This is a genomic window from Streptomyces sp. NPDC031497 (assembly GCF_055580905.1).
This window is the reverse complement of the sequence record NZ_JBVIKO010000038.1, coordinates 23,241-49,781: the sequence shown is the minus strand read 5'-3', so window position 1 is coordinate 49,781 and position 26,541 is coordinate 23,241. Positions and strand designations below refer to the sequence as shown.

Genomic DNA, 26,541 nt, shown 5'->3' with positions numbered 1-26,541 from the left:
GACATGGATCGTCTCGTGGGTGCCGCCTAGCGTCGATCACATGACAGACACCGCACGTACCGTGCTCTTCCACGAACTCGGCGGACCCGACGTCCTGACCGTCGAGGACGTACCCGTCCCGGACCCCGGCCCCGGTCAGGTCGCCGTACGCGTCGAGGCGTTGGGCCTCAACCGCGCGGAGGCCCTGTTCCGGGCGGGGACTTACTACTACCAGCCGTCCCTGCCCGCCTCCCGGCTCGGTTACGAGGCCTCCGGGGTCGTCGAAGCGGTCGGCGAGGGCGTCACCGAACTCGCCGTCGGCGACCCGGTGACGACCGGTCCCGGCATCGAGATGAGCGCGCAGGGCGTCTACGCGGAACGGGTGGTGCTGCCCGCGGCCTCGGTCGTACCGCGCCCCGCCACCGTGGACCCGGTCACCGGCGCCGCGGCCTGGCTGACGTACACGACGGCGTACGGCGGACTGCTGGAGACCGGGGGGCTGCGGCCCGGCGACCACGTACTGATCACCGGGGCGTCCAGCGGGGTCGGCACCGCCGCGATCCAGGTCGCCCGCCGCATCGGCGCGACTCCGATCGCCACCACCCGCACCGAGGCCAAGCGGAAGCGGCTGCTGGAACTGGGCGCGGCCGAGGTGATCGTCACGGCGGAGTCGACGGCGGAGGCCGTTGCCGAGGAGGTCAGGCGGCTCACCGGCGGCAGAGGAGCGGAGGTGATGTTCGACGCGATCGGCGGGCCCGGCTTCCGCCCGCTGGCGGAGGGACTGGCGCCGGGCGGCTCCATGGTGGTCTACGGCTGGCTGGACCGGCGGCCCGCCGAGATCCCCTGGAACTGGCCCTTCACCATCCACACGTACGCCAACCAGACCCTCACCTCCACCCCGGAGGGCCGTCGCCGCTCCACCGCCTTCCTCAACGCCGGCCTGGCCGACGGCGGCTTCCGCCCGGTCGTCGGCGAGGTACTGGACGGCCTGGACCGTATCGGGGACGCGCACCGCCTGATGGAGTCCAACGCTCACCTGGGCAAGATCGTCGTACGGCTCTGAGGGCCGGAGCCGGCGCTCACCCGGTCGGCGCAGCGTCGGAACAGGGCAGGCACGCCCGCGGTTGATGTCCCGCAGCAGTGTGTGTACGCAGGTGCATCGACTCTCGAAGGGCGTGTCATGAAGATCGGCATCATCGGCGCGGGCAACATCGGCGGCAACCTCACCCGGCGGCTCACCGCCCTCGGCCACGACGTGTCCGTGGCGAACTCGCGCGGCCCCGAGACGCTCCGCGAACTGGCCGAGGAGACGGGAGCGACGGCCGTACCGGCCGAGGAGGCCGCGCGCGGCGCCGAGGTCGTGGTCGTCACGGTCCCGGTGAAGGCGGTCCCGAACCTGCCGGCGGGCCTGCTGGACCACGCGGCGGCGAACGTCGCGGTGATCGACACCGGCAACTACTACCCGCGGGAGCGGGACGGCCGTATCGACGACATCGAGGACCGGGGCCTCACGGAGAGCCGCTGGACCGAGCGGCAGATCGGGCACCCCGTGGTCAAGGCCTTCAACGGCACCTTCGCCCAGGACATCCTGGACCGTCACCGCCCCGCCGGCGACCCCGGCCGGCAGGCCGTCCCGGTCTCCGGCGACGACGAGGCGGCCAAGCGGGTCGTCCGCGCCCTGATCGACGAACTCGGCTTCGACACGGTCGACAACGGCGGCATCGACGACTCCTGGCGCCAGCAGCCGGGCACCCCGGTGTACGGCCTGCGGGACGGCGTCGAGGGCGTACGCAAGGCCCTGGCGACGGCGTCTCCGGAGCGGCCGGAGGGCTTCCGGGGATAGAGCGGCGGGACGGCCCCGGGGGTCTCCGCGGGCAGGGCGGTTCCGTCGCTCTGCCCGGCGGGCTCGCCGGTGGCGTGGCGCCCCGTCCTCCCCTGGCGTACCGGCGGCGCTGTGCACCCGGACCGGGAGCGGCGCGCTGTGCGCCATATGGCGTAGACGCGGGCGTCGGCAGGTTCTATCCAGGACACGGCAGGTCGCGCCCGGCGGCCGGGGCGCTGTGACCGGCCGCCCGGTGCCAACCGGACTCCCCGTGGGCTCGGGGGAACCGTCACGTGCGAGAGCGAGACCGGGGGACGCTTCCGGCACGGGCGGGGCCACGGGGACGGCCGGCGGCGGGACCGATCCGGGGAGCCCGGTCCCGCCGCCCGTGCCGTGTCGGACGACGGGCTCCGGGGCTCACCCGTCGGCGGACACGGGCCGTGCGGGCTCACGCCTCGAACGCCTGGTCATTCACCCGGTCCGGGGCGCGCACCGCCGGCCCCTGACGTACCGTCACTGTCCGGCCCCGGGATCTCGACGGCTCGCGGACGCGCCTCACCGCGCGCCGGGAGGCGAGGCGCGGGCTCAATCCCCCTTCTTCGCCCAGGAGGTGAGGGCCGCCTTGCTGGCGAAGTCCGCCACGTTCTTGTCGTGCGGGTCGCTGGTGTACTGGTGGAAACGCCACTTGGCCTTGATGCGCGGGTGGCCGGCGCTGACGTAGTCGGCGATCCAGAGTCCGTCGCCGGCGAACGAGGTGGTGTCGACGTTCAGCCAGAAGTTGCGGTTGGTGTAGAGCACCACCCGGTGGCTGGGCCGCAGTTCCTGCACTGATCGGATGAAACGATCCTTCTCGGCGTTGCTCGCGTGGGTGCCGTCGCCGGTGGTCTCCCAGTCGACGGCGAGGATCTCGCCCGCCTTCTCGGGGGCGTGCTTGACGAAGTACTCGGCCTGGGCGGTGATGTTGCCCGGCCAGAGGAAGTGGTAGTAGCCGACGACCAGTCCGGCGTCGCGACCCGTCTTGGTCTGGGCGGCGAGCTTGGGGTTGACGTACGAACGCCCCTCCGTCGCCTTGATGAAGACGAAGGAGAGGCCGTCCGTGTCGTAGGCGGAGGACTGGTACGCGCTCACGTCGATTCCGTGCAGCATGTGGGGGGACTCCCTGGGTGCCGATGGGGGAGGGGGAGAGCGGGGAGACAGGAGTGGGGGGCAGGAAATGCAAGTGTGCATTCCGTATTCCCCGGATCGGCACCGGCGATCCGCGTGGGCGCGCGATTTGTCAGCTCCGGGCGGCCACCTCGCCGAGCACGGCCGCCGACTTGGGCGACCAGTCCGAGGTGATGATGCTGGCGTGGTCGGCGGCGAGCAGCGCGAGCCGCGCCGCGACCTCGGCGTCCGTCGGGCTGGTCGAGGAGATCGCCGGTGAGACGTTGTAGGCGTCCGTCATGATCAGGATGTAGTGGTTCGTGGAGTAGAACGACGTGTCGTAGCCGTTGTTGACGTAGGTCGCGGCGTCACCGTCGAAGAACACGAACCAGGGCCGGATACCGGCGTCGTAGCGGCTGGTGCGCGGGTCCCCGTTCGCGGCGCCCAGCACGGCCGGGAAGGCCTGGGCCGCGGAGATCTGCCCGGCGGCGTACAGGTCCCGGAGATGGTCGCCGTACTCCTCGTCCGTCCAGTAGTGGTCGAACGGGTTGGCCTGTTCCACCGTGCCCGGGATCAGCTCGAAGATGAACTTGCCCTTGAGCGCGTCCCGGGTCGGCCAGGCGTTCGCCTTCGCGGCCGCGTCGAGCGTGGAGTACGACGAACCGAGCAGGTCGGCGGGCTTGTACACGCTGCTGCCGAGCTTCTGCGAGACGAGCGTGTCGAATTCGTCGGGGCCGAGGCCCACGTTGTTGTTGAACCCGACCTTCAGCTCGACTTTGACGACGACGGGCGCGTGGTCCGGGTGCAGCTGCTCCCAGGCGGCCATGTTGTCGAGGCAGCTGCCCAGGTCCTGGTTCCGGTTCTGGCTGTACAACTCGGCGGGTGTGTCGGCGTATTCGCAGTTGTTGTCGTTGCCGAGCGGGTTGCTGTGGCTGACCCGCCACCGCTTGGTGAGGCTGTCCGCGTACACGTCCAGCTCCAGCAGCGAGGCCCCGGAGTCCAACGCCTGCGCCCAGTAGGTGTACTTGTCCTTCTCGTACGCGTTGTGCGTACCGATGGCGGTGGTTCCGGAGAACTTCGTCGCACCCGTGTCCGCGTGCGCGGTGCCGGGCACCACCAGGAACAGCGCCCCGGCGGCGACGACCGCCGCCAGCCGTCTGAGAACCCGCATGACCCAACTCCCTCGGTTTGATGGTGAGTTGGCGGAAGCGTAGAAGCAGGGGGTTACTGCGCGGTAGCCCCAGGGGGAACACGGATGGGCCGGTGTCCTCGGTGCTGCTAGCCGAGCTACTCGGTGATACCGTGTACTGGTACTCGGTACTACGTAGTACCGGCGGAGTCGAAGAGGGGTCCGTGGTGGACGACCTGACGGAGATGCTGAAGGGCACGCTCGAGGGCTGCGTGCTCGAAATCGTCGGCAGGGAGGAGACCTACGGATACGCCATCACGCGCCGGCTGAATGAACTCGGCTTCTCCGACGTCATCGAGGGGACGGTCTACACCATCTTGCTGCGGCTGGAGAAGAACGGGCTCGTCCAGGTGACGAAACGGCCGTCCGGGATGGGGCCGCCGCGCAAGTTCTACGCGCTCAACGCCGCGGGGCGCGAAGAGCTCGGGAAGTTCTGGGTGAAATGGGAGTACCTCTCGTCACGGATCGACACGCTCAAGGAGGGCGGGCGATGAACTTCTGGGAGACCATCACCGGCAGCGACCTCACCAGGGAATGGAAGGCGTTCGAAGCCCGGGCCGGGGCTCTGCCGCCCGACCACCGGGCGGCGTGGGAACAGATCAAGGCCCACCTCTTCCCCTACGGGGACTTCACGGCTCGCAACCTGATGCCGATCCTCGACAGTGCCCTCGGGCTGCTCGAAGAAACCGCGGCGGACGGGCAGAGCGTTCACGAGGTGCTGGGCGACGACGTCGCGGGTTTCTGCGCGGCACTGGCCGGCGGAGAGGGGGCTCGCGGCTATCACGACCGGTGGCGCGAGCAGTTGAACCGCAACGTCGCAAGGAAACTGGGCCGGCTGGGAGGCTGACGTGGGCATCCAGGACATCATCGAGGGCAAGAAGCAGTGGCGGGCGCACATGGCGCGGGTCAAGGCGCTCCCGCCGGACTACCAGATCGTCTACAAGGAGATGCAGAAGTACTTCTTCAAGATCGGACCGGTCGGCTTGTTCGACGGGACCCTGCTCCCGGGGATCGTCGACTTCTTCGAAGAGGGCGTCGCGTCCGGCCAGGGAGTCCTGGAACTCATCGGCGACGACGTCGCCGCCTTCTGCGACGACCTGGTCAAGGACTCGCGCACCTACGCGGAGATCTATCAGGAGTCCATCAGCGGGCAACCCGGCACGGCAGAGCAGTAGGACCGACCGGCAGAGGGATCACACGGCTACCGGCCCAGTGAGACCAGATGCCAGTGCCAGGCGTCGAGCGCGACGAACAGACCCTGGTCGGCCAGTTCGTCACCGTCCCGTTCGTAGCTGCTCTCGTCGAGCAGCCCGGTGAGTTCGCACGACCGCCCGCGAAGGTCCGGCCAGGGCAGCGGAACCCGTCCCTGGGCGGGCCGGTCGGAGTAGTTGATCACGACGAGGTACCGGTCCTGGCCGGTGCTCCAGGACCAGGCGAGCAGATTGCCGTGGGTGTCGTTGTCCGGCCACCCCGTACAGGTCAGCAGCTGCCAGTCACCCTCGCGGACCGGGGCCACGGCGGCGAGCAGGCGGTCGTGGAAGTCACGCAGGGACGCGTCGGCCGGTTCCTGCGGGCGGCGTGAGAGGAACACAGGCAGCCGTACCCGCCGTCCTTCGAACTGGCCCTCGTGCCACAGCGTCGCGCCCGGCAGCGTGGCGACGGCCACGGCCGCCGCGCGTTCCCGCTCGACGGGCAGGACGGCGGCGGCCCGGGGCTCGTCGTGGTTCTCCAGGAAGCGGAGGAGCCTGCGCTGGTAGGCGATGTCGGCACCGAGGTGGGCGCGGACGGATCCGGCGTCCTCGTGGACCAGCCGGTCGTAGAGCCGCTTGTCGTAGCAGTGGTCGAACCCCTGCTGCTGGAGGGGCCATTCGAGGTCCCAGTACGCCTCCGCGACGAACAGGAGACCGGGGTGGCTCGCCCGCACCCGGGGGATCACGTACGGCCAGAAGTCCTCCGCCGGCACCGGGCCCGCCCGGTCCCCCCAGGTCTTGGCGAACACGTCGTTCATGAGGAGCATCGCCATGTCGCAGCGCACCCCGTCCGCCTGGTCGCCGATGGCCACCAGGGTGTCCACCGCCGCCGCCCGCAGCTCCTCGCTGAACGCGTTCAGCTGGACCACGTCCGGCCACGGCGCGAAGTACGGGTCCCGGCCCCGGGCGTACACCTGCCCGCCGGCCTCCAGATAGGCCTCGGGCGCGCGGGCCAGGTCGTCCGGTGTGCCCCGGACCAGACAGCCGGGCCGTTCGCTGAGCCAGGGGTGATCGGGTGCCACATGGTTGGGGACGTAGTCCAGGATCAGGCGTACGCCCCGCGCGGCGAGTTCGGCCCGTGCCGCGGCCAGTCCTTCGGGGCCGCCGAGGCCCGCGTCGACGACGTAGTTCCGCACGCAGTAGGGGGATCCGGCGATGTCCGCCCGGGTGAGGTCCGGCAGCGCCTCGCGGAACGAGGCGAGCAGCTTCTCGTCGCGCAGGGCGATGCCCAGCCCCGCCGGGCTGCGCTCCCACACACCCATCAGCCAGACGGTGTCGACACCCGGTCGCGCGGCCTCGTCCCACGCCTCACCGGGAACGTCGCCGAGCGTGACCCGGCGCCCGTGCCGCACGCTCAGCTCACCCAGCCAGACCAGGGTGTTGATCTCGTGGACGACGGTCATGACAGCGGCTCCTCGCGCAGGGCGCCCCAGTCGCCGGCACCGACGAGACGGAAGAGGGTGGCGGTGACGGCGACGAGGCCGGTCCAGCCGGTCTGGTGAGAGGCGCCGAGACCCGCGCCGGTGTCCCCGTGGAGGTACTCGTAGAACAGGACGAGGTCGCGCCAGTCGGGGTCGGCGGCGAATTCCTTGCGGTCGCCGTGCACCGGGCGGCGGCCTTCGGCATCGCGCAGGAAGGCGCCGGTTAGCCGGCCGGAGATCTCCCGTGCCACCTCGTAGAGGTTCATCCTCCGACCGGAGCCGGTGGGGCATTCCACGGTGAAGTCGTCGCCGTGGTAGGCGTGCAGGTTCAGCAGGGCGCGGACGAGAAGGATGTTGATCGGGAACCACACGGGTCCGCGCCAGTTGGAGTTGCCACCGAACATGCCCGAGTCGGACTCGGCGGGCAGGTAGCCGACGCCGTACGTCTCCCCGTGCACCTCGAAGGTGTACGGATGCGCGGCGTGGTGGCGGGACAGCGAGCGGATGCCGTGCGGACTCAGGAACTCCTCCTCGTCGAGCATCCGGGCCAGCACGCGGCGCAGCCGGTCCTCGTCGAACAGGGCGAACAGATGCCGCCCGGCCGCGTCGGCCCCGGGCACATGACGGGACGACACGAGTGCCTCGACCGCTGGATGCCGGCGCACGAACTCCGCTGCTTCTTCGGCGAGTTCGGGAAAACGGCGGTCCGCCCAGCCGCCGATGACACTGGTCGCGGCGAGCGGGATCAGGCCTACCAGGGAGCGCACCTTCAGCCGGGTCGCGGTGCCGTCGGGCAGCCGCAGGACGTCGTAGAAGAAGCCGTCCTCCTCGTCCCACAGACTCTGGTTGGCGTCGCCGATGCGGTTCATGGCGACCGTGATCCACGCGAAGTGCTCGAACAGGGTCTGCGCCTGCTCCACGTAGACGGGGTTGTCCTCGGCGAGTTCGACGGCGATCTCCAGGAGGTTCTGGCAGTACAGGGCCATCCACGCGGTGCCGTCGGCCTGGTCGAGATGGCCGCCGGTGGGCAGCGGGGCACTGCGGTCGAAGACCCCGATGTTGTCCAGGCCGAGGAAACCTCCTTGGAAGACGTTGTTGCCGTCGACGTCCTTGCGGTTGAGCCACCAGGTGAAGTTCTTCGTCAGCTTCTGGAAGGCGCTCTCCAGGAAGACGCGGTCGCCGTGGCCCGTGCGGTGCTTCTCCAGCTCGTAGACGAAGAGCACGGCCCATGCGTGCACCGGCGGATTGACGTCGCCGAAATTCCATTCGTAGGCCGGGATCTGGCCGTTGGGATGGAGATACAGACGGCGCAGCAGCAGCTCCAGCTGCGACTTGGCGAAGCCGATGTCGACCATGGACAGGGCGATGGTGTGGAAGGCGAGGTCCCAGGCCGCGAACCACGGGTACTCCCAGGTGTCCGGCATCGACATGATCTCGTCGTTGACCATGTGGAACCAGGCGCTGTTGCGGACGCGTGGGTCGGCGGCCAGCGGATCGACGCCGTGTTCGGCGAGCCAGCGCTCGACGTCGAGGTGGTAGTACTGCTTGCTCCACAGCATCCCCGCGAGCGCCTGCCGCACCACCCGGCGCTCGTCCTCGCCGAGACCGTCCGGGACGACGCCCTCGAAGAAGACGTCCGCCTCCGCCCGCCGTGCCTCCATGACCGCCCCGAACTCCGCCCACGGGTCGTCCGGCCGGGTGTCGCTCAGCCGCAGCCGGACGGTCGCCCTGTCACCGGCCGGCACGGTGAGGACATGGAGCACGGAGGCCTTCGTACCCGTCTGCGCCGGGTTGACGGCACCGGTCTCGCCCTGGACGACGTACCGGCCGATGCCGTCCTTGACGTACGGGCCGGCGTTCGGGCTGCCGAAGATCCGCTCGTTGTCGGTGTCGTTCTCGGTGAACAGGGTCTGCCCGTCACCTGTGAAGCACAGCCACCGGGTGCCGAGTTCCTCGTGGTCGGCGCGGATCGCGCCCGGGACCCCCCGCAGGCTCGGTACGGCCGTGCCGCCGGCCCATGACCAGGTGTGCCGGAACCACAGCGTGGGCAGCAGGTGCAGCACGGCCTCGTCGGGGCCGCGGTTGTGCGCGGTGATCTCGACGAGCAGGTCCTCGGGTCCGGCCTTGGCGTACTCGACGACCACGTCGAAGTAGCGGTTCTCGTCGAAGACGCCGGTGTCGAGGAGCTCGTACTCGGGATCGTGGCGCCCGCGGGCCTGGTTGACGGCCACCAGGTCCTCGTACGGATAGGCGCCCTGCGGGTACTTGTAGAGGTACTTCATGTACGAGTGGGTGGGCGTCGAGTCCAGGTGGAAGTAGTACTCCTTGACGTCCTCGCCGTGGTTGCCCTCGGCGTTGGTCAGGCCGAACATCCGCTCCTTGAGGATCGGGTCGCGGCCGTTCCACAGGGCGAGCGCGAAGCACAGCCGCTGCTTGTCGTCGCTGACGCCCGCGATGCCGTCCTCGCCCCACCGGTACGCACGGGAACGGGCCTGGTCATGGGTGAAGTACGACCAGGCGTCACCCCCGGGGCTGTAGTCCTCCCGGACGGTCCCCCACTGCCGTTCACTGAGATACGGCCCCCAGCGCCGCCACGCGGCCCGACCCGCGTCGGCCTCCGCCAGCCGCAGCCGTTCGGCGTCCGCCCCGCCCTCGTTCTCCGTCATCGCCCGCACCTTCCCACGCGACACCTGCACTCAGACTCCGGTGTCCCGGACTCCGCCGCAATGACCCTGCGAGACCGCAACCGCCGGAGCCGCCCGCGGTCCCCCTCGGACAAGCCTCCCCAGTGCGCCCACCGCGGACGCCCGCCAGCGTACGGGCGGCCGCGGCGCGGTCCTTGGGTCGATCGACTGCCTCCGACACCCAATGCGGGTACGCACGTTGACACATCCGGCGGAGGAAGGGGTTCGTGGGGCCGGCCGTCCCCGTGCCCTCAGCACTCGATGACGTGCAAGCGCTGGGCGAAGTGGCCGGCAGGCGGGCGCGAGGCGCTCGTGGCCCAGCCGCGCGGGCGTCGGGTCGGCGAGCACCAGGTGCTCGATGCGGTCGAGCGGCAGGCCATCCGGCAGGCCGTACTGGATCATCGTTCCTGTGACTTGGGGCCGGCGCTGGTCCTCGCGGTGGCCGCGGTGCTGGCGTGGGTCAGCGGGAGCCCGACCCTGGCGGTGACGATCACGCCGGAGGCCGGCAGCCCTCTTGCAGGACCGCGGAAAACATAACGGGGGGCCGGCCGTCTGAATGGCGGAAACGGCTGAAGGAGAAAGAGAATTACTCACCCGGAGGAAAATTCGCGCACATCCTAGCGCCCCCCTGTCGAGGTTCGCTCAACGCCCGTTCGGGAAACGTCTGCAACCTTTTTCGGCTGTGACACCATTGCTTCGATGCGCCGGGAGCCACCCTCCTACCTGGTGTTTCACCGAATCCCCGGCTCTGGGACAGTGCTTTTGCGCCAGACCGGTCGCACCACCTTGATGACGCATTCCGAGGGACGTAATGTCTCTCCCGCAACCGGAGATCGCGTCGAAAACTTCCGTGCAATACTCCCCGAGGTTTCGACACGATCTGCGGCCCCGTCGGCGATTCGCCCGCGGGACCAGAAGGAGGGAATGGGGGTGACACAAATGGAGCTCGACATCGAGATCATCGAGGACGGCCAGGTGCTGCTGCACCACCCGTCCCGCTGATAGTTGCACAACCGGGTTGAGAACGAAGATGCCCGGCTGCGATGCGAGCAGTGCATCGCAGCCGGGCATCGTCCTGAGGGCGGCCGTGCTCCCACGACGGTATCGCCCTTTCGCAGCCGCCGCCTGGAGAGGGAATCCATGACGAAAGTCCGCCGCCGAGAGCAGCTGGTCTGCCGCTGGCTTTCCGACGGCTTGGAACTCGGCCTTCCGGGTCGTCGGCAGTGGGCCAAGCTGTCGCCGGACCTGCTGAGAGTCGTGGACAGGGCGGGTGCCGGGATCGAAATGGACGAACTGGTGACCGCGTTCGGAAAGGAGCACGAGTCGAAGATCCGTGATGCTGTCACCGCCCTGATGCGGCTGGGCATTCTGGTGTCTCTCGACGAGGGCGCCGACGACACCCCGGCTCTCTGGGAACGGTGGGGCGTGATGGCCCGGCGATTCCACGTCGAGGCGCGGGACGCCGACTATCTGGCGGATTCGCCCGAACGGGCCGACGTCGCCGAGGAGATCGTGGCCGAGGGCGGTGCGCCGGAGGCGTTCAAGGAGTACCCGGACCGTCCCTTCGTGCCACTGCCCCGTCGGATGCTGCCCCTGAACACGCCTGTCGACGAGGTCTTCGCCAACCGCCGCACCCACCGCCGGTTCACGGCAGCCCCGGTCACGCTGGACCAGCTGAGCACTCTCCTGTTCCACAGCTTCGCACCGCACCGCTTCATCGACGGCGGTGTGTTCGGAACACAGCAGTGCAGGGTGAGCGCCTCCGCGGGCGGTCGTCACGAGGTGGAAGCGTATGTGGTGGCGTACAACGTCACCGGGCTGCCGCCCGGCCTGTACCACTACTCGGCCGCACGCCACGTCCTGGAGTTGCTGGGCACCGACGCCGCCCGGGAACGCGTCGCCGATCTGACGTATCACCAAGAGGCCTCCTACAACGGGGCCTTCACCGTCTTCACCACGGCCGTGGCAAACCGTCTGGCGTGGAAGTACCGGCACCCACGCGCCTACCGTCTGTGGATGTACGACGCCGGCCACTACGGTCAGACCTTCGCGCTGGCGGCCACAGCCCTCGGGCTCGGCCCGTTCCAGACGGTCGCTTTCGTGGACAGCGGGGTCGAGGACTTCCTCGGTCTGGACCCCGATGAGGAGTTCGCCGTCTACCTGCTGGCCGCGGGCGTTCCGGACGGCGGCAGCCGCCTGGTCCCGTCCGACTTCGCCTATCCGTCGCTCTCGGTGACCAGCTGACCAGCTGACCAGCTGACCAGCTGACCTGCGACGGCGATCGAACCGCGGGTATGCCCGCACGACCTGACAGGAGGATGCCTTGGCGCTGAAGCGCTGCGTCGCGATCTCTCCCGACGAGTTCCACAGCTCGGTCTTCGGCCAACGGCATCTGTTCACCGCCGCGAGCCAACTGGCCGAGGACTTCACCGACCTGTTCTCCCCCGCGATACTGGAGGACCTGCTCTCCGGCGGTCTGCGCACCTCCTCGCTCCGGCTGGTGCGCGACGGGGTCGAGAAGGACATCCGCAAGGGGTGCGTCGACGAATCAGGCGACGCTCCCGACACCGCGCCTTTTCCCCACACGGACGGCATCCGCTCCGCACTCGCCGCCGGACAGACCCTGATTGTCCGGTCGCTGCACCGGTTCCACCCTCCGATACGGCGCTTCGCCCACGAACTCGCCGCCGAACTGGGGCACCCGGTCAAGGTCAACGCCTTCGTCACCCCGCCCGGGTCGCAGGGTGTGAACCTCCATTTCGACGTGCAGGACGTCATCGTCCTGCAGATCGTGGGCGACAAGCGGTGGGTACTGCGCACGCCGCCCATCCGCGACCCGCTGCCCGCGCACGCCTGGTTCGACGTCCCGGAGCGGCGCCGGGAAGAGCTGCGCGCCGCCGGCCGGCCCCTCGACGACCTGATCCTGCACGCCGGCGACAGCCTGTACCTGACCCGCGGCACCCTGCACTCCCCGATGACACGCGACAACCTGTCCATCCATCTCACCGTCGCCATCACCCGGACCACCCACCACGACCTGCTCTCGCAGCTGGTGCGCCGCGCGGTCGACGACGACTGGCTGCGCGAGGGCGTCGACTCGGCCGCGCTCGAAGGCGATCCCCGGCTGGCACGTGACACGCTTCGGCGCGCCGCCGAGCGGCTGTCCGCGCTGGCCGACGCCGTCTCCCCCGACGAGATTCTGTGGGAGGTCCGCAAAGCCGCGTTCCGTGAGCAGACCCCCGACCCCCTGCCCGTCCTGCCCACTCCCGGTGACGGGACGGGTGAACACCGGCTCCGCGGCGGCGCGTACTTCCGCACCACGCCGGAGGACTCCGGGCTGATGCTCGCGGTGGGCAACCGCCGGGTACGGCTTCCGGTGGCGGTCGGACCGTTGCTCGACGGGCTGCGGCGCGATCCCGTACTCGACACCTCCCGACTCGTCGCCGTGCTCGGAGAGGAGAACGCGCGCAAGGTGACCACCGCCCTGGTCGACGTGGGCCTGCTGACACCTGCCGTCCGCCACCTCGGCGCCGACGCCTGAAGACATACGCCGGTCCCACCCGGCGGAGAACTGAAAACAGAAGGCCATCCATGACTCATGACATCCCGCTCCCGGACGGCCTGGACGAGGATCCCGGCAGGTCCACCGGGAGGAAGTTACGGAATCATCCGCGCTTCCTGCGGCTGTGGGCGAGCCAGGCCGGCGGAGCCATCGGCGACCAGCTGCTCCCCGTGGCACTCAGCCTCTACATCCTCCACCGGGGAGGCAGCGCGGCGGATGTCGGCTTCGTGCTGGCCGGCCGAGCGGTCGCCCTCGTCGTCTGTCTGCTCATCGGCGGCATCATCGCCGACCGGGTACGGCGCACCCGTGTCCTGATCGGCGCCGACTGCTTCCGGGCGGGAGTGCTGCTGGCCACGGCGCTGCTGCTCACCCGGCTGCCCCTGAGCCTGCTGCCGCTGATCACGGCTCTCGTCGGAGCGGGAGAGGCGCTGTCAAGACCGGCCTACCGCTCGCTCATGCCGACCCTGCTCCCCGACGAACTGCTGGAGCGGGGCAACGCCGTGGTGTCCGCGGTGCAGCGTGGCTCGGCTGTGCTGGGGGCGTTGGCCGGAGCCGCCGCGGTGTCCCTGATCGGCGTACGGCCGGCGCTGCTGCTCACCAGCGCGGTGTTCGCGCTCGGCGCTGCGGCCGTACTGCGGCTGCCGGAGGCCGAACGGGCGACAGGCCACCGTTCACCGGTGCTCGGGGAGGCCGCCGAGGGGCTGCGGGCGATTCGCCGCCGCCCCTGGGTGATGGTCGTCATGGGCACGGTCTGTCTGCACCTGTTCGCCGGTTCGGCGACCGCGCTCACCCTGCTGCCCGTGATCGCGCGCCGTGAGTTCGGCGGCGACATCGCGTACGGCTACGTCCTGGCCGCCATGGGCCTGGGTGCACTGCCCGCCATCGCCCTGGCTGGACGCTGGCGGCCGAAGGCCCGGGGAGCGGTGTCCATGATCGCGCTGACCGGATACGCCCTGCTGCCGTGGAGCCTCGCCCGGCCGTTCTCGCTGCTCGGCGTGATGCTCTGCTTCGCCATAGGGGGCTTCGTGGTGGAGCTGTACTTCATCTACTGGCTGTCCGCACTGCAGCGGGCCTTCCCCAACGAGCTGCTCGGCAAGGTCTTCGCGCTGGACCAACTGGGTGCCTACGCACTGCTTCCCGTCGGATACGCACTGGTCGGCCCCGTGTCGGCACTGGTCGGCACGACGAGCACGCTGGTGGGCGGCGGTGTCGTCGTCGCCGCCTCCAGCCTGCTGTGTCTGGTCGTGCCCGGCGTCGCACGCTTCGAGAACGTGCGGGGATCCGCCGGGGAACCCGCCGGGAGAACCGTCGCGAAGCCCCTGTGACACCACGCCCTCCAAGGCGCGGCGGCTCGGTCCCAACGCGTTGCCGGCGGCTGGACGCCCGCGGGCCCGCCGCGGCTCACACGGCCGCTGCCAGCAAGCGCAGCGACGCCAGTTCCGGACGCACCGGCACGGGCCGTACGACACGGCGGCCGGACGCCCTGCTACGGGCGGCCGCGATCTCCCGCAGCAGGGCCTCCCCTTGGTCGAACGCCCCCGGCCGGCCGGTGAACACGCGCCGCCAGGAGTGGGGTTGGCCCTGCCGCAGGCCGTCGTCCGTCCGGTATTCGGCGCTGAACTCCAGCACCAGCCCGTCGTCGACGCGGGTGTCCGGGTCCAGCGGCCGCAGCCGTACCCGGATGTGTGCCTCGGGAAAGTCCACTGTCACGGTGTCCAGACAGCACGACACACGGTGGGCTCCGGACAGGCGCCGGTCACCGATGATCAAGACGAAACACAGCGCCAGCCCCCGCCGTTGCACGACGGACCGTCGGGGCCGGCTCCCCGCCGCTCCATGCGCCGGGTGGCGCAGGAGACCGGCCTCGGTCATGAATCCTTCGCTCGGCCATGGGCCGGGGGCCGGATCGCCGTGGCGGAACGTCTGCGCGGTCATGTCCGTCGCACCTCCAGCGCCGCCTCCACGAGGGAACGGGCCGCGCCCGTGTACCGCGTGGGATCGAGCAGGTCGGCCCACTCCGCGGAGTCGAGCAGGTCGCACAGGTGCGGGGTGTCGCGGATCACCGCGCCGAGGGTACGTCCGGTACGGTCGGCCTCTGCGGACGCCCGGGTGAGCAGGTCCCTCGCCGCGCGCTTGCCCAGCAGGGGGGCCAGTACGGCGACGATCCGCTCGGAGACCACCTGGCTTCCGGTGAGGTCGAGATTGGCCCGCATCCGCTGGGGTCTCACCACCAGGCCCTCCACCAGTTCCACAGCTGTGTGCGTCGCTCCGCCGGTGAGCCGCAGACACTCGCGCAGCAGGTGCCACTCGGCGTGCCACGCCCCTGCCGACCGCTCGTCCTCCGACACCAGACACTGCGTCAGGCCGGCTGCCATCACCGGCACCTGAAGGGCCGCACTGCGCAGCAGCGTCGCCAGGACGGGATTACGCTTGTGCGGCATCGCCGAGGACGCGCCGCGTCCGGTCGCCGTCGGCTCGGCCACTTCCGCAACCTCCGTCCTGGCAAGCGACTGCACATCCACGGCGATCTTGCCGAGAGCGCCGGTGGTGAAGGCCAACGCGGCGGCGAGGTCGGCGATCGGGGTGCGCAGCGCGTGCCAGGGAAGCCGCGGCCGGGCGAGCCCCGTCTCCTCGGTATAGGCGGCGGCCAACCGGTCGAGGTAGTCCGCCACCCCGTCGAATTTCGCGTCCGTCGCGCCGGGCCGCCACCCGGCACCGCCGCTGTCGCCGACCGAGGCGTACTGCAGATATCCGGCCAGGGTGCCCGCGGCCCCGCCGAGCGAGAACGGAAGTCCGCTGTCGAGGAGTCGGCCGACGCGGTCGGCGGCGTCGACCACCAGCTCTCGCCACCCGGCCGCCTTGAGGCCGAAGGTGGTCGGCACCGCGTGCAGGGCCAGGGTCCGCCCGGCCATGGGCGTGTCCCGGTGTTCGGCGGCGAGCCGTCCGAGCGCCTCGGCCGTCCGGGCCAGATCGGCCCGGATCACCCGCAGCGCACGGTCGGCGACGAGCATCGCACCGGTGTCCAGTACGTCCTGGCTGGTCGAACCCTGGTGGACGTAGTCGGCCGCCGCCGGATCCCGCTCGGCCACCACCCGGGTGAGTGCGGCCACCAGTCCCACCACGGGATTGGCGGTCTCCCGGGCGCTCCGCGCGATGGCGATCGGATCGATCCGGCCGACGCGCGCGGCGGCCGTGATCTCCTCGGCGGCGGACTCGGGCAGTGTGCCGAGCCGAGCCTGGGCGCGGGCCAGAGCAGCCTCGGCGTCCAGCATGGCCTGCAGCCAGGCGGCGTCGGACACCACCGACTCGATGGGCGTGCCGGCCCGCACCGGCGACAGCAGGCCTGAGTCCACCGGCGCCGGCGACGCGGCCGTGGGGCCTGGCGTGTCGGCCGTGGCGGGTGTGGGCGCGGACGCGGCTTCGGATCCGGGGACGGTGGTCATGCTCGCACCTCCGTGAGCCGGCCGGCCGGGAGCACGCCTTCCGGCATCGGTACGCGGACCGCAGGTTCGGTCGGCGGGAGTGCCAGCACAGCGCGGGCGATGGCGTCGGAGTCGCCGAGCGACACCGAGTTGACCCCCGGACGGGCGCCTGCCGCGGTCACCCAGTGGACGGCCTCGGTGGGAACCCCGAACGCGAAGCGGCGCGGATGGGCGCGGCCCAGGGCGTCGACCACATGGTAGGGCCGGGGTGTGACCTCGAGTCCGCCGGTCTCGTACGTCCTTCCGCAGCCGGCCGGTATGCGGAAGGGACGGCACTGCCGGGTCTCCCGCAGGTGGCGCAGCAGCGGGTCCGCGGTCTGCCGGAGATCCGGCTCGGGCAGCCGGGCCTCGATCAGTACCGAGGCGCGGTACCTCGTGTCCGCGACGGCGGGGGACGAGGCCACGAAGGCGGGGTTCTGCCCGTCGATGTCGACCCGGATGCCGGGCCCGACGACATCGAGGATCCCCGACTCGATCAGCGCGACCATCTCCTCGATGCGTGACGCAGGCGGTCCGATCGACAGGAAGGCGTTGAACCCCGTGTACCACCCGTCGAGTTCGTCACGGTGCGAGTCGCCGTCGAGCCCGGCGTGGTCCACGACCAGCCGGATCTCGTTGCGCAGATCACGCAGCACGTCCAGGGCCGCCTTGTGGGGGTCACCGACGTTGCCGCCTCGGGCCCGCCGGATGTCGCGCTCCAGATACTGCAGCAGCCAGTGACGGAAGTCGTCGTGGCTGGTGAACCGGTGCTCGCCGTCCGGATGGGCGATCAGCTCCCAGCGCCAGTGGTCGGCCTCCGCGATGCCGAAGCGGTGCAGCACTGCGGTACGCCCCGAGTCGTCGGGGGCTCTGAGGTACTCCTCGACCAGCGAGGTCCGGTCCGCGTCGCGTCCGTGGGAGGCCAGCAGCGTCTCGTAGTAGACGCTCTCCACCTCCCTTGCGATGAGAGGCCACAAGGCGGTGGAGAAGTACAGCCGGTCGCCCCGCCGGTGGTGTTCGGTCAGTTCCTGGATGACCCGGGGCGTCAGCAGCCGCGGGGTGTGCCGTCCGTATGCGCCCTTCTGGTTCTCGGCGCGAGCGTGGTAGGGAATGCCGCGCCGGGAGCCGGCGTACATGCGCGGCTCACGACCCGAGGGGCGGTACCGCACCTTGCCGCGGTGGCGTTCGAAGGCACCGCCGCGGCCCACGGTGAGCAGCACCATGAGGTCGAAGAAGTTCAGTCCCAGCCCGCGCAGCAGAACCCGTTCGCCCGGCGCGATGTGGGACAGGTCGAGGTCCGCGGGATTGGCCGGGGCGACATGCACGAGTCCGACGGCGGAGGCGGCAGTCGCGAGGTCCGGCGTCTGCCGGGAAGGGAGGTGTCCGAGAGCGAGCACCACCGCGTCCAGGCCGGTGAGCCGGGTGCCGTCGGCGAGCAGTACGGTCTGTGTGCGTGGCCGGTCGGTGTCGGCATCGGAGCCGGCACCGGGATCGGCGTCTCCGACGGGGCGCGTGTCCGGGGCCGTGTGCGGACTCGTGTCTTTCCCTGATCCCGCGTCCGTGCCCGCGTCCCACAGGGCGACGGCTGAGGAACGGTGGACCATGATCGTGATGTGTTCCGGCGCCGAGGTCACCACCTGCCGGAAGGCGTCCTCCAGGTAACGGCCGAACAGGGCGCGGGTGGGGTAGCTGTTCGCCCCCAGGCCGCGAGCCTCGGCAAGTGTGGAGTCGTCGTATCCACCGAGCAGTTGCTCCAGCTGGTTCAGCTCGCTCAGCGCCCGTGCCCATTCGAACAGGCTGGGACCCGTCTCGACGGGGCCCGTCATCTCCACCGAGTCATCGGTGTACACGGTGACCTGCGAGGCCACGGTGTTCATCAACAGTTCGCGGGGCTGGTCGGTGCGCCATACCCGCCCGGCGCCGGGCCTGGCGGGGTCGACCACATGGACCGTGACCTGGGTGCAGGAGGCCGACTTCCGCTCGTTGGCACACAGCCTTTCCAGCACCGACAGGCCACGTGGCCCGGCGCCGATGACACAGACCGTGAGCTGTCCTGTGCTCACAGAGATCTCCCCGGGGTCGTGGCCCGTTCGGGCCTGCCACTGTCTCCTGGAGCCGGGCCGGTACGGTGCGTAGGGCGCGTCCCGAACCAGTGGCGGGTTCACTTCTCGAGGCAGAACTCGTTGATCGGGTAGCCGACGTGGCGGTCCTCCACCGGCAGGTAGCCGAGCACCTTGTCACCGGGCTTGAGTTCGGTGCTGTTGAGGACGATGCCGCCCGGGCCGAGCACCCGTACGTGCCAGTCGTCCTGGAGGATCAGGTTGGCCGTGCGCCCGTCGGGCCCGACCGCGTCCACTGACAGCAGAGGGCGGGTCTCGATCTTGACGCGCCCCACGGTCACCAGACGCGTCCGGCCGTGGATGTCGACGGCGGTCACCTTGCTGCCCGCCTTGAGTTCGCTCAGGTAGCTGGTCCGCTCGTCCTTGGCCAGGGTGTAGGAGTGGATCGCCCCCGCGTTGACGCGGAACGGCCGGGTGGGCATGTACGGCAGCGGATGTGTCTCACTGACGCAGAGGATCAGGCCCTTGGAGTGCGATCCGACGAGAATGCCCTCGTCCTTGCCGAAGTAGGTGGCCGTGTCCACACAAGCCCGCTCGCCCATGCCCACGTGCGCGGTGGCGGTGACCTCCAACTCGACCAGTTCCAGGTCCGGCACGTCCGCCTCGGCCGCCCGCTTCAGCGCGGTGGCGTCCCCGACCTTCGCCGGAGCCATCAGCACTCCGTCGGAGCCGAGTTCGAGGACACCGAAGATGATCTCGGCCTCCTCCACGTCCTGGGCGACGGTGATCAGACTGCCCTTCGCCCGGGCGGCCGCCGCGATCACGATCTCCAGCGGGATCTTGGTCGGGTCGCGGAACGACAGCACGCTCCACTTCTCGGTCCGCCCGGAGTGGCAGGCCTCCTCCAGTGTCGGGGCGTCGATGATCTCCACGAACCGGCCGAACTCGACGTCCGGGTGCAGCGCGGCCAGTTCGGCGGGTTCGCCGTGCTTGGCCGGGTCGACGATGACCACGTCGGCGACGCCGAAGTCCTCGGGAAGCGGGCCGCCCTGCGGGAAGAGGACCTTCCGCACCGTCGGAGGAAGCCCCTTCAACTCCGCCGGATCGGCGGAGAGGACGCCGTCCACCCTGGCGTGGATCGCCTCCTGGAGGATCGCGTCCTTCGCGGAACCAACCGCACGTATGTCGATCCAGCTGAGCTTGCTCACAGCACACCTGCCATTCGTGAGGTGGAGAGGGGAACGGTGGGAACGGACGGGCCGTGGACGATGCGCGCCAGTTCGCGGACGGTCTGCGAGGGCGACGGGGAGGCGAAGACCCGTCGGCCGACGGCCAGCCCCGAGCACCCGGCGTTCATCGCCGCCCGGGCGAACTCCGCGAGGCCGCCGGGGCTGTTGACGCCACCCGCGACCAGCACCGGGATCGGTGAGGCGGCCACCACCTCGGCCATCCGTTCGGTGGTGCCGGCAAAGACCGTCTTCACCATGTCGGCGCCGAGGTCGGCGGCGACATTGACCACATGCGCCACCACATCGGGCGAGGCGAGCCCGGTCAGCCGGGGCCCGCGGGGATAGACCATCGCCAACAGCGGCATGCCCCATCGGTCACAGGCAGCCGCCACCTTGCCCAGGTCGGCGAGCTGGGCGGCCTCGGTGTCGGAGCCGATGTTGACATGGACGCTCACAGCGTCGGCCCCCAGTCGGACCGCGTCTTCCACATCGGCGACCAGGACCTTGGCGTCGGTGTCGGGGGCGTGCGCGGTGCTGGCGCTCAGGTGCACCACCATGGAGCAGGACGACAGCAGCTGGGGGTCGATCAGCCGCGCCCGGCCCTTGTGCACGACGATTCCGTCCGCCCCGCCGGCGACGATGTCGCGGACCAGGTCGCTGAAGGCGTCGGCCGTCGTGATAGGGCCGTCGGAGACGGAGTGGTCGAGGGGCACGATGAGGAGACGGCCGTCTCCGTGCCCCGACAGCCTGGCCAGACGCAACGACGTACCGGGTAGAGCGGCTCTCGCCATCAGGTACTCCTTGTTCGGCACTCGGAAGGGCGGGTCATGATGCTGGCAGCCCGTGTTCGAGAAACTGTTGATGAAACCGTAGGAGGCCAGAACAGACAGTGTTCGTTGCCACCCGAGTTGCCTCCGAACGGCGGCCGAGGGGCGGAATAGAGTTATTCCCGTGGGGTGGCTGCCGGTGGGTCGGATCGCCGGGCGCCTGTGCAACTGAGGAGCATTTCCGTGAATCTCCAGTTGCACTTCGCTCACTGCTCGACAACGGAATCCGGCCAACATTTTGCCCATGGAGGCCGTATCGGTCGCACTCGTATGACTTCGATAGGAGTTCCGGTCATAATCTGTGGGCAACTGCACAGGAGCCAGGCGAGAATCACCCGGCGGGCAACGTGGCCCGCCGGTTCGACTGTGATGGGGGAGACCATGAAAATGGCCCAGTTCTCAGCCGCTCGACCTCTGGAACGACCGCAGGCCACTGCGGTCGGTGAGAAGTCCGAGGGCTTCCGGTTCGGAGTTCTTGGTCCACTGCACGTCAGCGTGAAAGGCTCGACTGTGGCGACGCCGGTCGCCCCGAAGATTCGCACCGTCCTCGCGATGCTGCTCGCCGACACGGACCACGTCGTCCCGGTGGGGGCGCTGATGCGGGAGCTGTGGCCGGAAAAGCCGCCGGTGAGTGGCCTTCGAACGCTGCAGACGTACATCTTGAACGGCCGCAAGTTGCTCGCTCGGCTCACCGGGCGTCCGGCTGCGGAGATCGCCCGGGACGTGCTGGTGACCGGGGCCGGCGGATACAGTCTGAACAGCGCCAGCGGGGAACTCGACTCGCTGGAGTACCTGCGACTGGTGAATCTCGGGGGGAAAGCCATCAGGGCCGGTGACGAAAACTCCGCTATTCTGCTGCTCGATCGGGCACTAAGTCTGTGGCGCGGAGACGCCTTCGTGGATGTGCCCGTCGGCCCGGTTATAGAATCCAAGCGCCGACTTTTATCCGAGAGCCGCCTGGGTACTGTCGAAACCCTGGCGGAGGCCAGGATCAGGGTTGGCCTGTACCAAGAGGTGACGGCTGACCTCGCTGCCCTCACCAGCGAGCACATGCTGCACGAAGGCCTGCACGCCCAATACATGCGAGCGCTCGCGCTCAGCGGGCGCCGTGCCCAGGCGCTCGAGGTCTTCAGTGCACTGCGCACCCGACTGGTGACCGAGGTCGGACTGGAACCGGGATATCCCCTTCAGCAACTCCAACTGGCCATATTGAACTCGCATTCCGCGGCCATGCCGTCCGAATTGCTCACCTGACCCCGGGGCGGCCACCTTGTCCGGACCGGCGGGTCGGTCTCGCGCGCGGGGGCGGTCACGTGAACCCGGTCCGGTCATCGTCCGTCGGCGCCGGGAGGCGCCGACGGACGACTGCCGGGCCAGGGCGCGGCCCGTGGACATCGCGGAGAACCACCGCGGCCGCGGGCCGTCACACCGTCGGGGCGGTGGTGACGGGTCCCCGGTGGGCCGCGCCACCTTGGCCTCCACGACCGCCCGGCGGTGAACCCCGCAGCGCCACCGCCAGGTTATGCCAGGCATCGGCGCAGGCCGCAGCCATGACGGAGACCGCTCGGGCGTAGTGCGCCGGCACGGAGTCGGCCATGCGGTCCCACTGCTCGGCGTCTGTCGTGTGAATCTCCATCATGCACAACAGCAGGGTTTCCATCTCGGAGAGAGCGGGCGCGGGCTGTGTCCGGAGGTCGGCCATGGCGGCCCCTCGGGCGGTGGCCTGCGCGTGCGTGGTGACGCCAGGACGGGATGTCTGGCGCGGCTGCGCCGAGCGCTGTCTCGGCGGGACCGGGTTCTCCCCCCGCTCCAACCGCCGACGCACGTCACGCACGGTACCCGGAGAAATACCGGCCTTCTTCGCTATCTCCCGCAGTGATGCGTTCGGCGTCTCGGCGAGAAGGCGGCTTGCGATACGGCGCCCCCGGGCACTGCTGAGGGGGCGCGTCCTGCCGTCCCTGCCGACGCGAACCTCCTCCGGGACGGCGCTGCCCCCGAGTCTGCGGCGCTGGGCGCCCACGGTCTTCGCGGACAGTCCGGTGACGGAGGCGATCGCCCGATCCGACCAGTGCGGGTGAGTACGGACGATGCGAGCGGCCGCTGTCACGCGTTCGGCCTGTGCCAGCGGCAGACCACCTGTCACGTTGGCCTCCACGGCCAGGACGAAGGCGTCCTGCGGCGACCCTTCGAAGAACCGTGCCTCGATGCTCTGCCTGCCGCGCCGCCGGGCGACCCGTAGGCGGTGCATTCCGTCGATGACTCGCATCGAGGAACGGTGCACGATGATCGGAGGAAGGGGGGTGTGTGATCTCGCAAGCATCCGGACGCGTTCGGCGCTGTCGCCTCCCTCGCGAGGCGAGTCGGCGGGCAGCAGCCGATCGAGCGGCAGCGACTCCACCGAGGACAGTCCCCGTGCACACCACTGGCTGGGATCGTCGCCCCCGGTCCTGACCCTGGCCTCCGGCTCCTGACCGTCACCGACACCCATAAATGGACATTCCTCCTCGGTAGGGGTCACGCCGCCCGCTCACGGCCGGCTCGCGCTCGCGCCGACGTGGCGCTCGCGGTCTACTGCTGGTCGCCGAGCCACTGACGTACGTCGCGCATCGCGGTGCCCGAACTGTCGGCGTCGATCTCACTCCCGAGGTCGGCGATCGAGACGCCTGCCAGGGCCTCACGCCATGCCGCCTCGGCGGTGGCCATGGCGCGGGCCACGGCGCAGGGTTGGGAACACTTGCCCGGGGGCAGCGCCAGCGGCCCGCGCCTGCGGATCTCGGTGCACCGGAATGGCTGCAGAGGGCCGTCGACCGCCTGCACGACCTCGAGCGCGGTGATTTCCGAGGAAGGCCGGGTGAAGGTGTACCCCCCGGTCGCGCCCGGCGTGGAACGCACGATGCCCGCGCGGGAGAGTGCCTGCAGATGCTTGGCGAGATACGCCGCCGGGACGCCATGCAGTTCCGCGAGCCGAGTGGCCGCCACCGGGCCTTTGCTCTGGCTGAGGGAGACGCAGCAGTGCAACGCCCACTCCACGCCGTTGGACAGCTTCATGACGCCAGGATAGCAATCGCGGACACCATCTATCCGCGATCCTGCTATAAATACGGAGGAAAAATATCCGGATTGAAGGGTGTGGCCCGTTCATGGCAGAGACTGAAGATCATTTGAAGGCGACGGCACAGCCGACGGCGACGGCCCCCCCGGCCTCCGCCGACCGTGCCGCTCTGGGCTTCGCGGTGGTCGCCCTGTTCGTGGCGGCGGCCAATCTCCGCCCCGCGATCGCGGCTGTTTCACCCCTGGTGGACCGGATCCGTACCGACCTCGGGCTCTCGGCCACGGGAGTGTCACTGCTGACGACCATTCCGACCCTGGCCATGGGGCTGTGCGCGCCGACCGCCGCCTACGTCGGTCGCCGCTGGGGGTTACAGCGGGGAGTGCTGCTGGGACTCGCCGTCGTCGGGATCGCGACCGGGGCCCGCGGCCTCGGCGAGTCCACGGTGCTCCAACTGTGCTGTGCGGCCGTGGTCGGTGCGGGCATCGCCATCGCGCAGACGCTCCTTCCGGCTGTGGTCAAGACACGTTTCGCGAGCCGTGCCGGCCTGGTGACCGGTATCTACACGGCCGGACTCGGACTGGGCGGTGCCGTGGCCGCGGGCGTCAGCGCGCCTCTCGCCGACGCTTTCGACTCCTGGCCCGGCGCCCTGGCGTCATGGGGCGTGCTGGCCGTGGCCGGCATGGTGCTGTGGTCCGCCGCGCGGAAGTCTCTGAACCTCGAGCACATCGACGGGCCCAAGGGGCCGGCCACCAACGCCCTGCCCTGGCGAAGCCCGCTCGCCTGGCGGATCACGGCCCTCTCGGCCGGCAACTCCGCCCTGTATTACTGCGAGCTCGCATGGATCGCCCCCCTGCTGCACGACGACGGCGGGCTCAGCGAGTCCACCGCGGGCTTCATGCTCACCGTCATGATCTCCATCCAGGTGGTGGCGATGCTGGCAGTGCCCGCCGTCCTGGGTGAGCGGGCCGACAAACGGCTCGGCCTGGCCATCACCACCGCACTCACCGCGATCGGCTTTCTGGGCTTCGGCTTCAGCCCTGGAACTGCCGACTGGGTATGGATCGTCGCCATGGGCATCGGTCACGGCGGGCTGTTCACGCTGGTGCTGACGCTGCCCGTCTCGGCGAGTCGTGATGCCGCTCAGGCCGGACGCTTCAGCGCCATGGCGTTCTTCGTCGGCTACGGATGCGCGGCCGTCGGCCCGGTCCTGGTCGGCGCCCTGCGTGACGCCACCGGCGACTTCCACCTCGGGTTCGGGCTCCTTGCCGCCGTTACCGCACTGATGCTGGTGCCCATCGCCAGGCTGTCCCCGCGAAGCATCGAGAAGGCGCAGCAGTCGGACCGCTGACCATACCGAAACGCCCGGCCCCGTCGGCCTTCCGGAGGGCCCGCCCCGCGGCGGGCCCTCACGCGTTCTGTTCCGGCCCCAGCAGCGGGTTTGAGTGGACGTACGGCTCGATCTCGAACGGCCTCTGTGAGGCTCTTGCGGGTGCGGGGTGGAGCCCAGCCGTGGTGCGCGCCACCCACATCGCCGCCCACCGGTTCGGTCCCTGTGCCGGACCGCCTGCTCCGCCCGCTGATCCGGTCACGTCAGGTCGAGAGGACGCGCATGGGTAACGCAAAGGCTCGGGTCGCCATCGTGGGGGGAGGCATCGCCGGCCTCGTCACCGCCACCATCCTGCGCCAGCACGGTATCGACTGCCGGCTGTACGAACGATCCCCGGTGTTCTCCACAGTGGGGGCAGGCATCCAGCTCTCGCCCAACGGCGTCCGCGTTCTGCACGGGTTGGGCCTGGCCGACTCCCTGGCCGAGACCGCCGTGCAGGCCCGATCGATCGACACACGGCGCTGGGACGACGGAACGCCGATCGCCCGCGTCCCGCACGGCGCCGACTGTGACGACCTGTTCGGCGCCCCGTACTACCTGATGCACCGCGCCGACCTCCAGCGGTGCCTCGTGTCGGCAGTACCCGACCGCACCGTCGAACTCGGCAAGGCCTGCCAGCAGGTGGTGGAACGTCCCCGTGAGGTCGAACTGCGCTTCACGGACGGCTCCGTCACCACGGCCGACCTCGTCATCGGGGCCGACGGTGTCCACTCGGTGGTGCGCTCGGCGGTGATCGAGGACCGGCCCCTGTTCTCCGGCTACGTCGTTCACCGTGGCCTGGTGTCGGCCGACGTCGTCCCCTCGTTCAGTGACGATCCACGGGTGATGTTCTGGCTCGGCCCCCACCGGCACGTCACCTACTACCCCGTGGCGGGTGGCAGAACCGTCCACTTCAGCGCGGTCGGCGTCAGCGAGGATGCGCCCGCAGGCCTGTCGTCGTCGGCCACCGAGGTCGAAGACCTGGACGCGGCGTTCGCCCACTGGCACCCGGAGGTGCACAGCGTGGTCACGGCCGCGCGATCCGTCACCCGCTGGGGGCTGTTCGACCGTGACATCGCCCCGCACTACGCCACCGAACGGGTCGTGCTGGTCGGAGATGCCGCGCACCCGATGCTGCCCTACATGTCCCAGGGCGCGAACCAGGCTCTGGAGGACGTCACCGCCCTGACTCGCTGCCTGCTGGACGGCGACCTCCGCAGCCCGGCCGACGCGCTGCGCCGCTACGAGACACTGCGCATGCCCCGCACCACCGAGGTGCACCGCAGCGCCAGGAATCTCGCGGTGACGTTTCACCTCCCCGACGGCGACGCCCAGGTGGAACGAGACCGTGGCATGCGCGCCGCCCAGGACCTCACGCATCTGGGATGGCTGTACGGCTACGACGCCGACAGCACGGCGTCCGACCCGGCCACCAGGCCGGAACAGCCCCCGCCGGTGGTACCCCCGTCTCCCATCCTCAGCCGTCAGCTCTGACC

General features: G+C 70.0%; 23 protein-coding genes. 12 read left to right on the top strand and 11 right to left on the bottom strand.

Features of this window, described 5'->3' with window-relative positions; all coding sequences use genetic code 11:
• Positions 1-40 precede the first annotated feature (40 nt).
• Together ACZ5K7_RS44415 and ACZ5K7_RS44410 are read left to right on the top strand one after the other, a co-directional pair.
• On the top strand, positions 41-1,042 hold the full coding sequence (locus ACZ5K7_RS44415) for a zinc-dependent alcohol dehydrogenase family protein (RefSeq protein ID WP_351713110.1): 1,002 nt from the start codon (positions 41-43) through the stop codon (positions 1,040-1,042).
• Positions 1,043-1,123: 81 nt separating this feature from the next.
• A complete protein-coding gene (locus ACZ5K7_RS44410; protein WP_450973614.1) occupies positions 1,124-1,822 on the top strand; it encodes an NADPH-dependent F420 reductase in 699 nt (232 codons plus the stop codon).
• A 564-nt stretch (positions 1,823-2,386) separates the two neighbouring features.
• Here ACZ5K7_RS44410 and ACZ5K7_RS44405 read toward each other — a convergent pair.
• The gene (locus ACZ5K7_RS44405; RefSeq protein ID WP_468923502.1) at positions 2,387-2,947 is read right to left on the bottom strand and encodes a glycoside hydrolase family 25 protein; all 561 of its coding nucleotides are present in this window, start codon (positions 2,945-2,947) and stop codon (positions 2,387-2,389) included.
• Positions 2,948-3,077: 130 nt separating this feature from the next.
• The gene (locus tag ACZ5K7_RS44400; RefSeq protein ID WP_468923499.1) at positions 3,078-4,115 is read right to left on the bottom strand and encodes a phosphatidylinositol-specific phospholipase C domain-containing protein; all 1,038 of its coding nucleotides are present in this window, start codon (positions 4,113-4,115) and stop codon (positions 3,078-3,080) included.
• 185 nt (positions 4,116-4,300) lie between these two features.
• Here ACZ5K7_RS44400 and ACZ5K7_RS44395 point away from each other — a divergent pair, with 185 nt between their 5' ends.
• Genes ACZ5K7_RS44395 through ACZ5K7_RS44385 form a run of 3 tightly spaced genes read left to right on the top strand, consistent with a single transcriptional unit; the run spans position 4,301 to position 5,308 of the window.
• Positions 4,301-4,627, top strand: a complete 327-nt coding sequence (locus tag ACZ5K7_RS44395) for a PadR family transcriptional regulator (RefSeq protein ID WP_468923571.1) — start codon at positions 4,301-4,303, stop codon at positions 4,625-4,627.
• On the top strand, positions 4,624-4,980 hold the full coding sequence (locus ACZ5K7_RS44390; protein ID WP_468923496.1) for a DUF1048 domain-containing protein: 357 nt from the start codon (positions 4,624-4,626) through the stop codon (positions 4,978-4,980). The genes ACZ5K7_RS44395 and ACZ5K7_RS44390 overlap by 4 nt, the downstream gene beginning before the upstream one ends.
• Position 4,981: 1 nt before the next feature.
• Positions 4,982-5,308, top strand: coding sequence for a DUF1048 domain-containing protein (locus ACZ5K7_RS44385; RefSeq protein WP_351713120.1), 327 nt, complete (start codon positions 4,982-4,984; stop codon positions 5,306-5,308).
• 26 nt (positions 5,309-5,334) lie between these two features.
• On the opposite strand, the gene ACZ5K7_RS44380 is transcribed toward ACZ5K7_RS44385, so the two are convergent.
• Both ACZ5K7_RS44380 and ACZ5K7_RS44375 read right to left on the bottom strand, forming a co-directional pair.
• Positions 5,335-6,786, bottom strand: a complete 1,452-nt coding sequence (locus ACZ5K7_RS44380) for an alpha-amylase (protein WP_468923493.1) — start codon at positions 6,784-6,786, stop codon at positions 5,335-5,337.
• Complete coding sequence (locus tag ACZ5K7_RS44375) at positions 6,783-9,470, bottom strand: MGH1-like glycoside hydrolase domain-containing protein (RefSeq protein ID WP_468923490.1); 2,688 nt, start codon at positions 9,468-9,470, stop codon at positions 6,783-6,785. The genes ACZ5K7_RS44380 and ACZ5K7_RS44375 overlap by 4 nt, the downstream gene beginning before the upstream one ends.
• A gap of 717 nt (positions 9,471-10,187) precedes the next feature.
• Here ACZ5K7_RS44375 and ACZ5K7_RS44370 point away from each other — a divergent pair.
• The 4 genes from ACZ5K7_RS44370 (at position 10,188) to ACZ5K7_RS44355 (ending at position 14,375) form a co-directional block, all read left to right on the top strand.
• Positions 10,188-10,490: a hypothetical protein gene (locus tag ACZ5K7_RS44370; protein WP_468923487.1), complete on the top strand. Its 303-nt coding sequence runs from the start codon at positions 10,188-10,190 to the stop codon at positions 10,488-10,490.
• Positions 10,491-10,628: 138 nt separating this feature from the next.
• The gene (locus ACZ5K7_RS44365; RefSeq protein WP_468923484.1) at positions 10,629-11,732 is read left to right on the top strand and encodes a SagB/ThcOx family dehydrogenase; all 1,104 of its coding nucleotides are present in this window, start codon (positions 10,629-10,631) and stop codon (positions 11,730-11,732) included.
• Positions 11,733-11,811: 79 nt separating this feature from the next.
• Positions 11,812-13,029 (top strand): JmjC domain-containing protein, encoded by a 1,218-nt coding sequence (locus ACZ5K7_RS44360; protein ID WP_468923481.1) that lies wholly within the window; start codon positions 11,812-11,814, stop codon positions 13,027-13,029.
• 50 nt (positions 13,030-13,079) lie between these two features.
• Positions 13,080-14,375 carry an MFS transporter gene (locus ACZ5K7_RS44355; protein WP_468923478.1) on the top strand — a complete coding sequence of 432 codons (1,296 nt, stop codon included), beginning with the start codon at positions 13,080-13,082 and terminating at the stop codon, positions 14,373-14,375.
• Between the two features lie 76 nt (positions 14,376-14,451).
• Here the strand turns inward: ACZ5K7_RS44355 and ACZ5K7_RS44350 are convergent, their stop codons facing one another.
• The 5 genes from ACZ5K7_RS44350 to ACZ5K7_RS44330 all read right to left on the bottom strand — a co-directional run bounded on the left by ACZ5K7_RS44350 (position 14,452) and on the right by ACZ5K7_RS44330 (position 20,591).
• Positions 14,452-14,985, bottom strand: coding sequence for a hypothetical protein (locus tag ACZ5K7_RS44350; protein WP_468923475.1), 534 nt, complete (start codon positions 14,983-14,985; stop codon positions 14,452-14,454).
• On the bottom strand, positions 14,982-16,493 hold the full coding sequence (locus ACZ5K7_RS44345) for a nitrosuccinate lyase (protein WP_468923472.1): 1,512 nt from the start codon (positions 16,491-16,493) through the stop codon (positions 14,982-14,984). Before ACZ5K7_RS44345 ends, ACZ5K7_RS44350 begins: the two co-directional genes overlap by 4 nt.
• Positions 16,490-18,574 (bottom strand): FAD/NAD(P)-binding protein, encoded by a 2,085-nt coding sequence (locus tag ACZ5K7_RS44340; RefSeq protein ID WP_351713137.1) that lies wholly within the window; start codon positions 18,572-18,574, stop codon positions 16,490-16,492. Before ACZ5K7_RS44340 ends, ACZ5K7_RS44345 begins: the two co-directional genes overlap by 4 nt.
• 98 nt (positions 18,575-18,672) lie before the next feature.
• The gene (locus ACZ5K7_RS44335; RefSeq protein WP_468923469.1) at positions 18,673-19,779 is read right to left on the bottom strand and encodes a 3-dehydroquinate synthase II family protein; all 1,107 of its coding nucleotides are present in this window, start codon (positions 19,777-19,779) and stop codon (positions 18,673-18,675) included.
• Positions 19,776-20,591, bottom strand: coding sequence for a 2-amino-3,7-dideoxy-D-threo-hept-6-ulosonate synthase (locus ACZ5K7_RS44330; protein ID WP_468923466.1), 816 nt, complete (start codon positions 20,589-20,591; stop codon positions 19,776-19,778). The genes ACZ5K7_RS44335 and ACZ5K7_RS44330 overlap by 4 nt, the downstream gene beginning before the upstream one ends.
• Before the next feature lie 417 nt (positions 20,592-21,008).
• On the opposite strand from ACZ5K7_RS44330, the gene ACZ5K7_RS44325 reads away from it, so the two are divergent.
• Positions 21,009-21,881 carry an AfsR/SARP family transcriptional regulator gene (locus tag ACZ5K7_RS44325; protein ID WP_351713144.1) on the top strand — a complete coding sequence of 291 codons (873 nt, stop codon included), beginning with the start codon at positions 21,009-21,011 and terminating at the stop codon, positions 21,879-21,881.
• A 169-nt stretch (positions 21,882-22,050) separates the two neighbouring features.
• On the opposite strand, the gene ACZ5K7_RS44320 is transcribed toward ACZ5K7_RS44325, so the two are convergent.
• Both ACZ5K7_RS44320 and ACZ5K7_RS44315 read right to left on the bottom strand, forming a co-directional pair.
• Positions 22,051-22,893: a winged helix-turn-helix domain-containing protein gene (locus tag ACZ5K7_RS44320; RefSeq protein ID WP_351713786.1), complete on the bottom strand. Its 843-nt coding sequence runs from the start codon at positions 22,891-22,893 to the stop codon at positions 22,051-22,053.
• A 302-nt stretch (positions 22,894-23,195) separates the two neighbouring features.
• Complete coding sequence (locus tag ACZ5K7_RS44315; RefSeq protein WP_351713788.1) at positions 23,196-23,675, bottom strand: RrF2 family transcriptional regulator; 480 nt, start codon at positions 23,673-23,675, stop codon at positions 23,196-23,198.
• Positions 23,676-23,767: 92 nt separating this feature from the next.
• Here ACZ5K7_RS44315 and ACZ5K7_RS44310 point away from each other — a divergent pair, with 92 nt between their 5' ends.
• Positions 23,768-25,027 carry an MFS transporter gene (locus tag ACZ5K7_RS44310; RefSeq protein ID WP_468923461.1) on the top strand — a complete coding sequence of 420 codons (1,260 nt, stop codon included), beginning with the start codon at positions 23,768-23,770 and terminating at the stop codon, positions 25,025-25,027.
• A gap of 261 nt (positions 25,028-25,288) precedes the next feature.
• A complete protein-coding gene (locus ACZ5K7_RS44305; protein WP_468923458.1) occupies positions 25,289-26,539 on the top strand; it encodes an FAD-dependent monooxygenase in 1,251 nt (416 codons plus the stop codon).
• Positions 26,540-26,541: the final 2 nt, after the last annotated feature.

Coding starts and splice junctions, on each gene's coding strand:
- ACZ5K7_RS44415 (WP_351713110.1), top strand. CDS start 41: ATGACAGACACCGCACGTACCGTGCTCTTCCACGAACTCGGCGGACCC.
- ACZ5K7_RS44405 (WP_468923502.1), bottom strand. CDS start 2,947: ATGCTGCACGGAATCGACGTGAGCGCGTACCAGTCCTCCGCCTACGAC.
- ACZ5K7_RS44400 (WP_468923499.1), bottom strand. CDS start 4,115: ATGCGGGTTCTCAGACGGCTGGCGGCGGTCGTCGCCGCCGGGGCGCTG.
- ACZ5K7_RS44390 (WP_468923496.1), top strand. CDS start 4,624: ATGAACTTCTGGGAGACCATCACCGGCAGCGACCTCACCAGGGAATGG.
- ACZ5K7_RS44380 (WP_468923493.1), bottom strand. CDS start 6,786: ATGACCGTCGTCCACGAGATCAACACCCTGGTCTGGCTGGGTGAGCTG.
- ACZ5K7_RS44375 (WP_468923490.1), bottom strand. CDS start 9,470: ATGACGGAGAACGAGGGCGGGGCGGACGCCGAACGGCTGCGGCTGGCG.
- ACZ5K7_RS44370 (WP_468923487.1), top strand. CDS start 10,188: ATGCGCCGGGAGCCACCCTCCTACCTGGTGTTTCACCGAATCCCCGGC.
- ACZ5K7_RS44365 (WP_468923484.1), top strand. CDS start 10,629: ATGACGAAAGTCCGCCGCCGAGAGCAGCTGGTCTGCCGCTGGCTTTCC.
- ACZ5K7_RS44355 (WP_468923478.1), top strand. CDS start 13,080: ATGACTCATGACATCCCGCTCCCGGACGGCCTGGACGAGGATCCCGGC.
- ACZ5K7_RS44350 (WP_468923475.1), bottom strand. CDS start 14,985: ATGACCGCGCAGACGTTCCGCCACGGCGATCCGGCCCCCGGCCCATGG.
- ACZ5K7_RS44345 (WP_468923472.1), bottom strand. CDS start 16,493: ATGACCACCGTCCCCGGATCCGAAGCCGCGTCCGCGCCCACACCCGCC.
- ACZ5K7_RS44330 (WP_468923466.1), bottom strand. CDS start 20,591: ATGGCGAGAGCCGCTCTACCCGGTACGTCGTTGCGTCTGGCCAGGCTG.
- ACZ5K7_RS44325 (WP_351713144.1), top strand. CDS start 21,009: ATGAAAATGGCCCAGTTCTCAGCCGCTCGACCTCTGGAACGACCGCAG.
- ACZ5K7_RS44320 (WP_351713786.1), bottom strand. CDS start 22,893: ATGCGAGTCATCGACGGAATGCACCGCCTACGGGTCGCCCGGCGGCGC.
- ACZ5K7_RS44315 (WP_351713788.1), bottom strand. CDS start 23,675: ATGAAGCTGTCCAACGGCGTGGAGTGGGCGTTGCACTGCTGCGTCTCC.
- ACZ5K7_RS44310 (WP_468923461.1), top strand. CDS start 23,768: ATGGCAGAGACTGAAGATCATTTGAAGGCGACGGCACAGCCGACGGCG.
- ACZ5K7_RS44305 (WP_468923458.1), top strand. CDS start 25,289: ATGGGTAACGCAAAGGCTCGGGTCGCCATCGTGGGGGGAGGCATCGCC.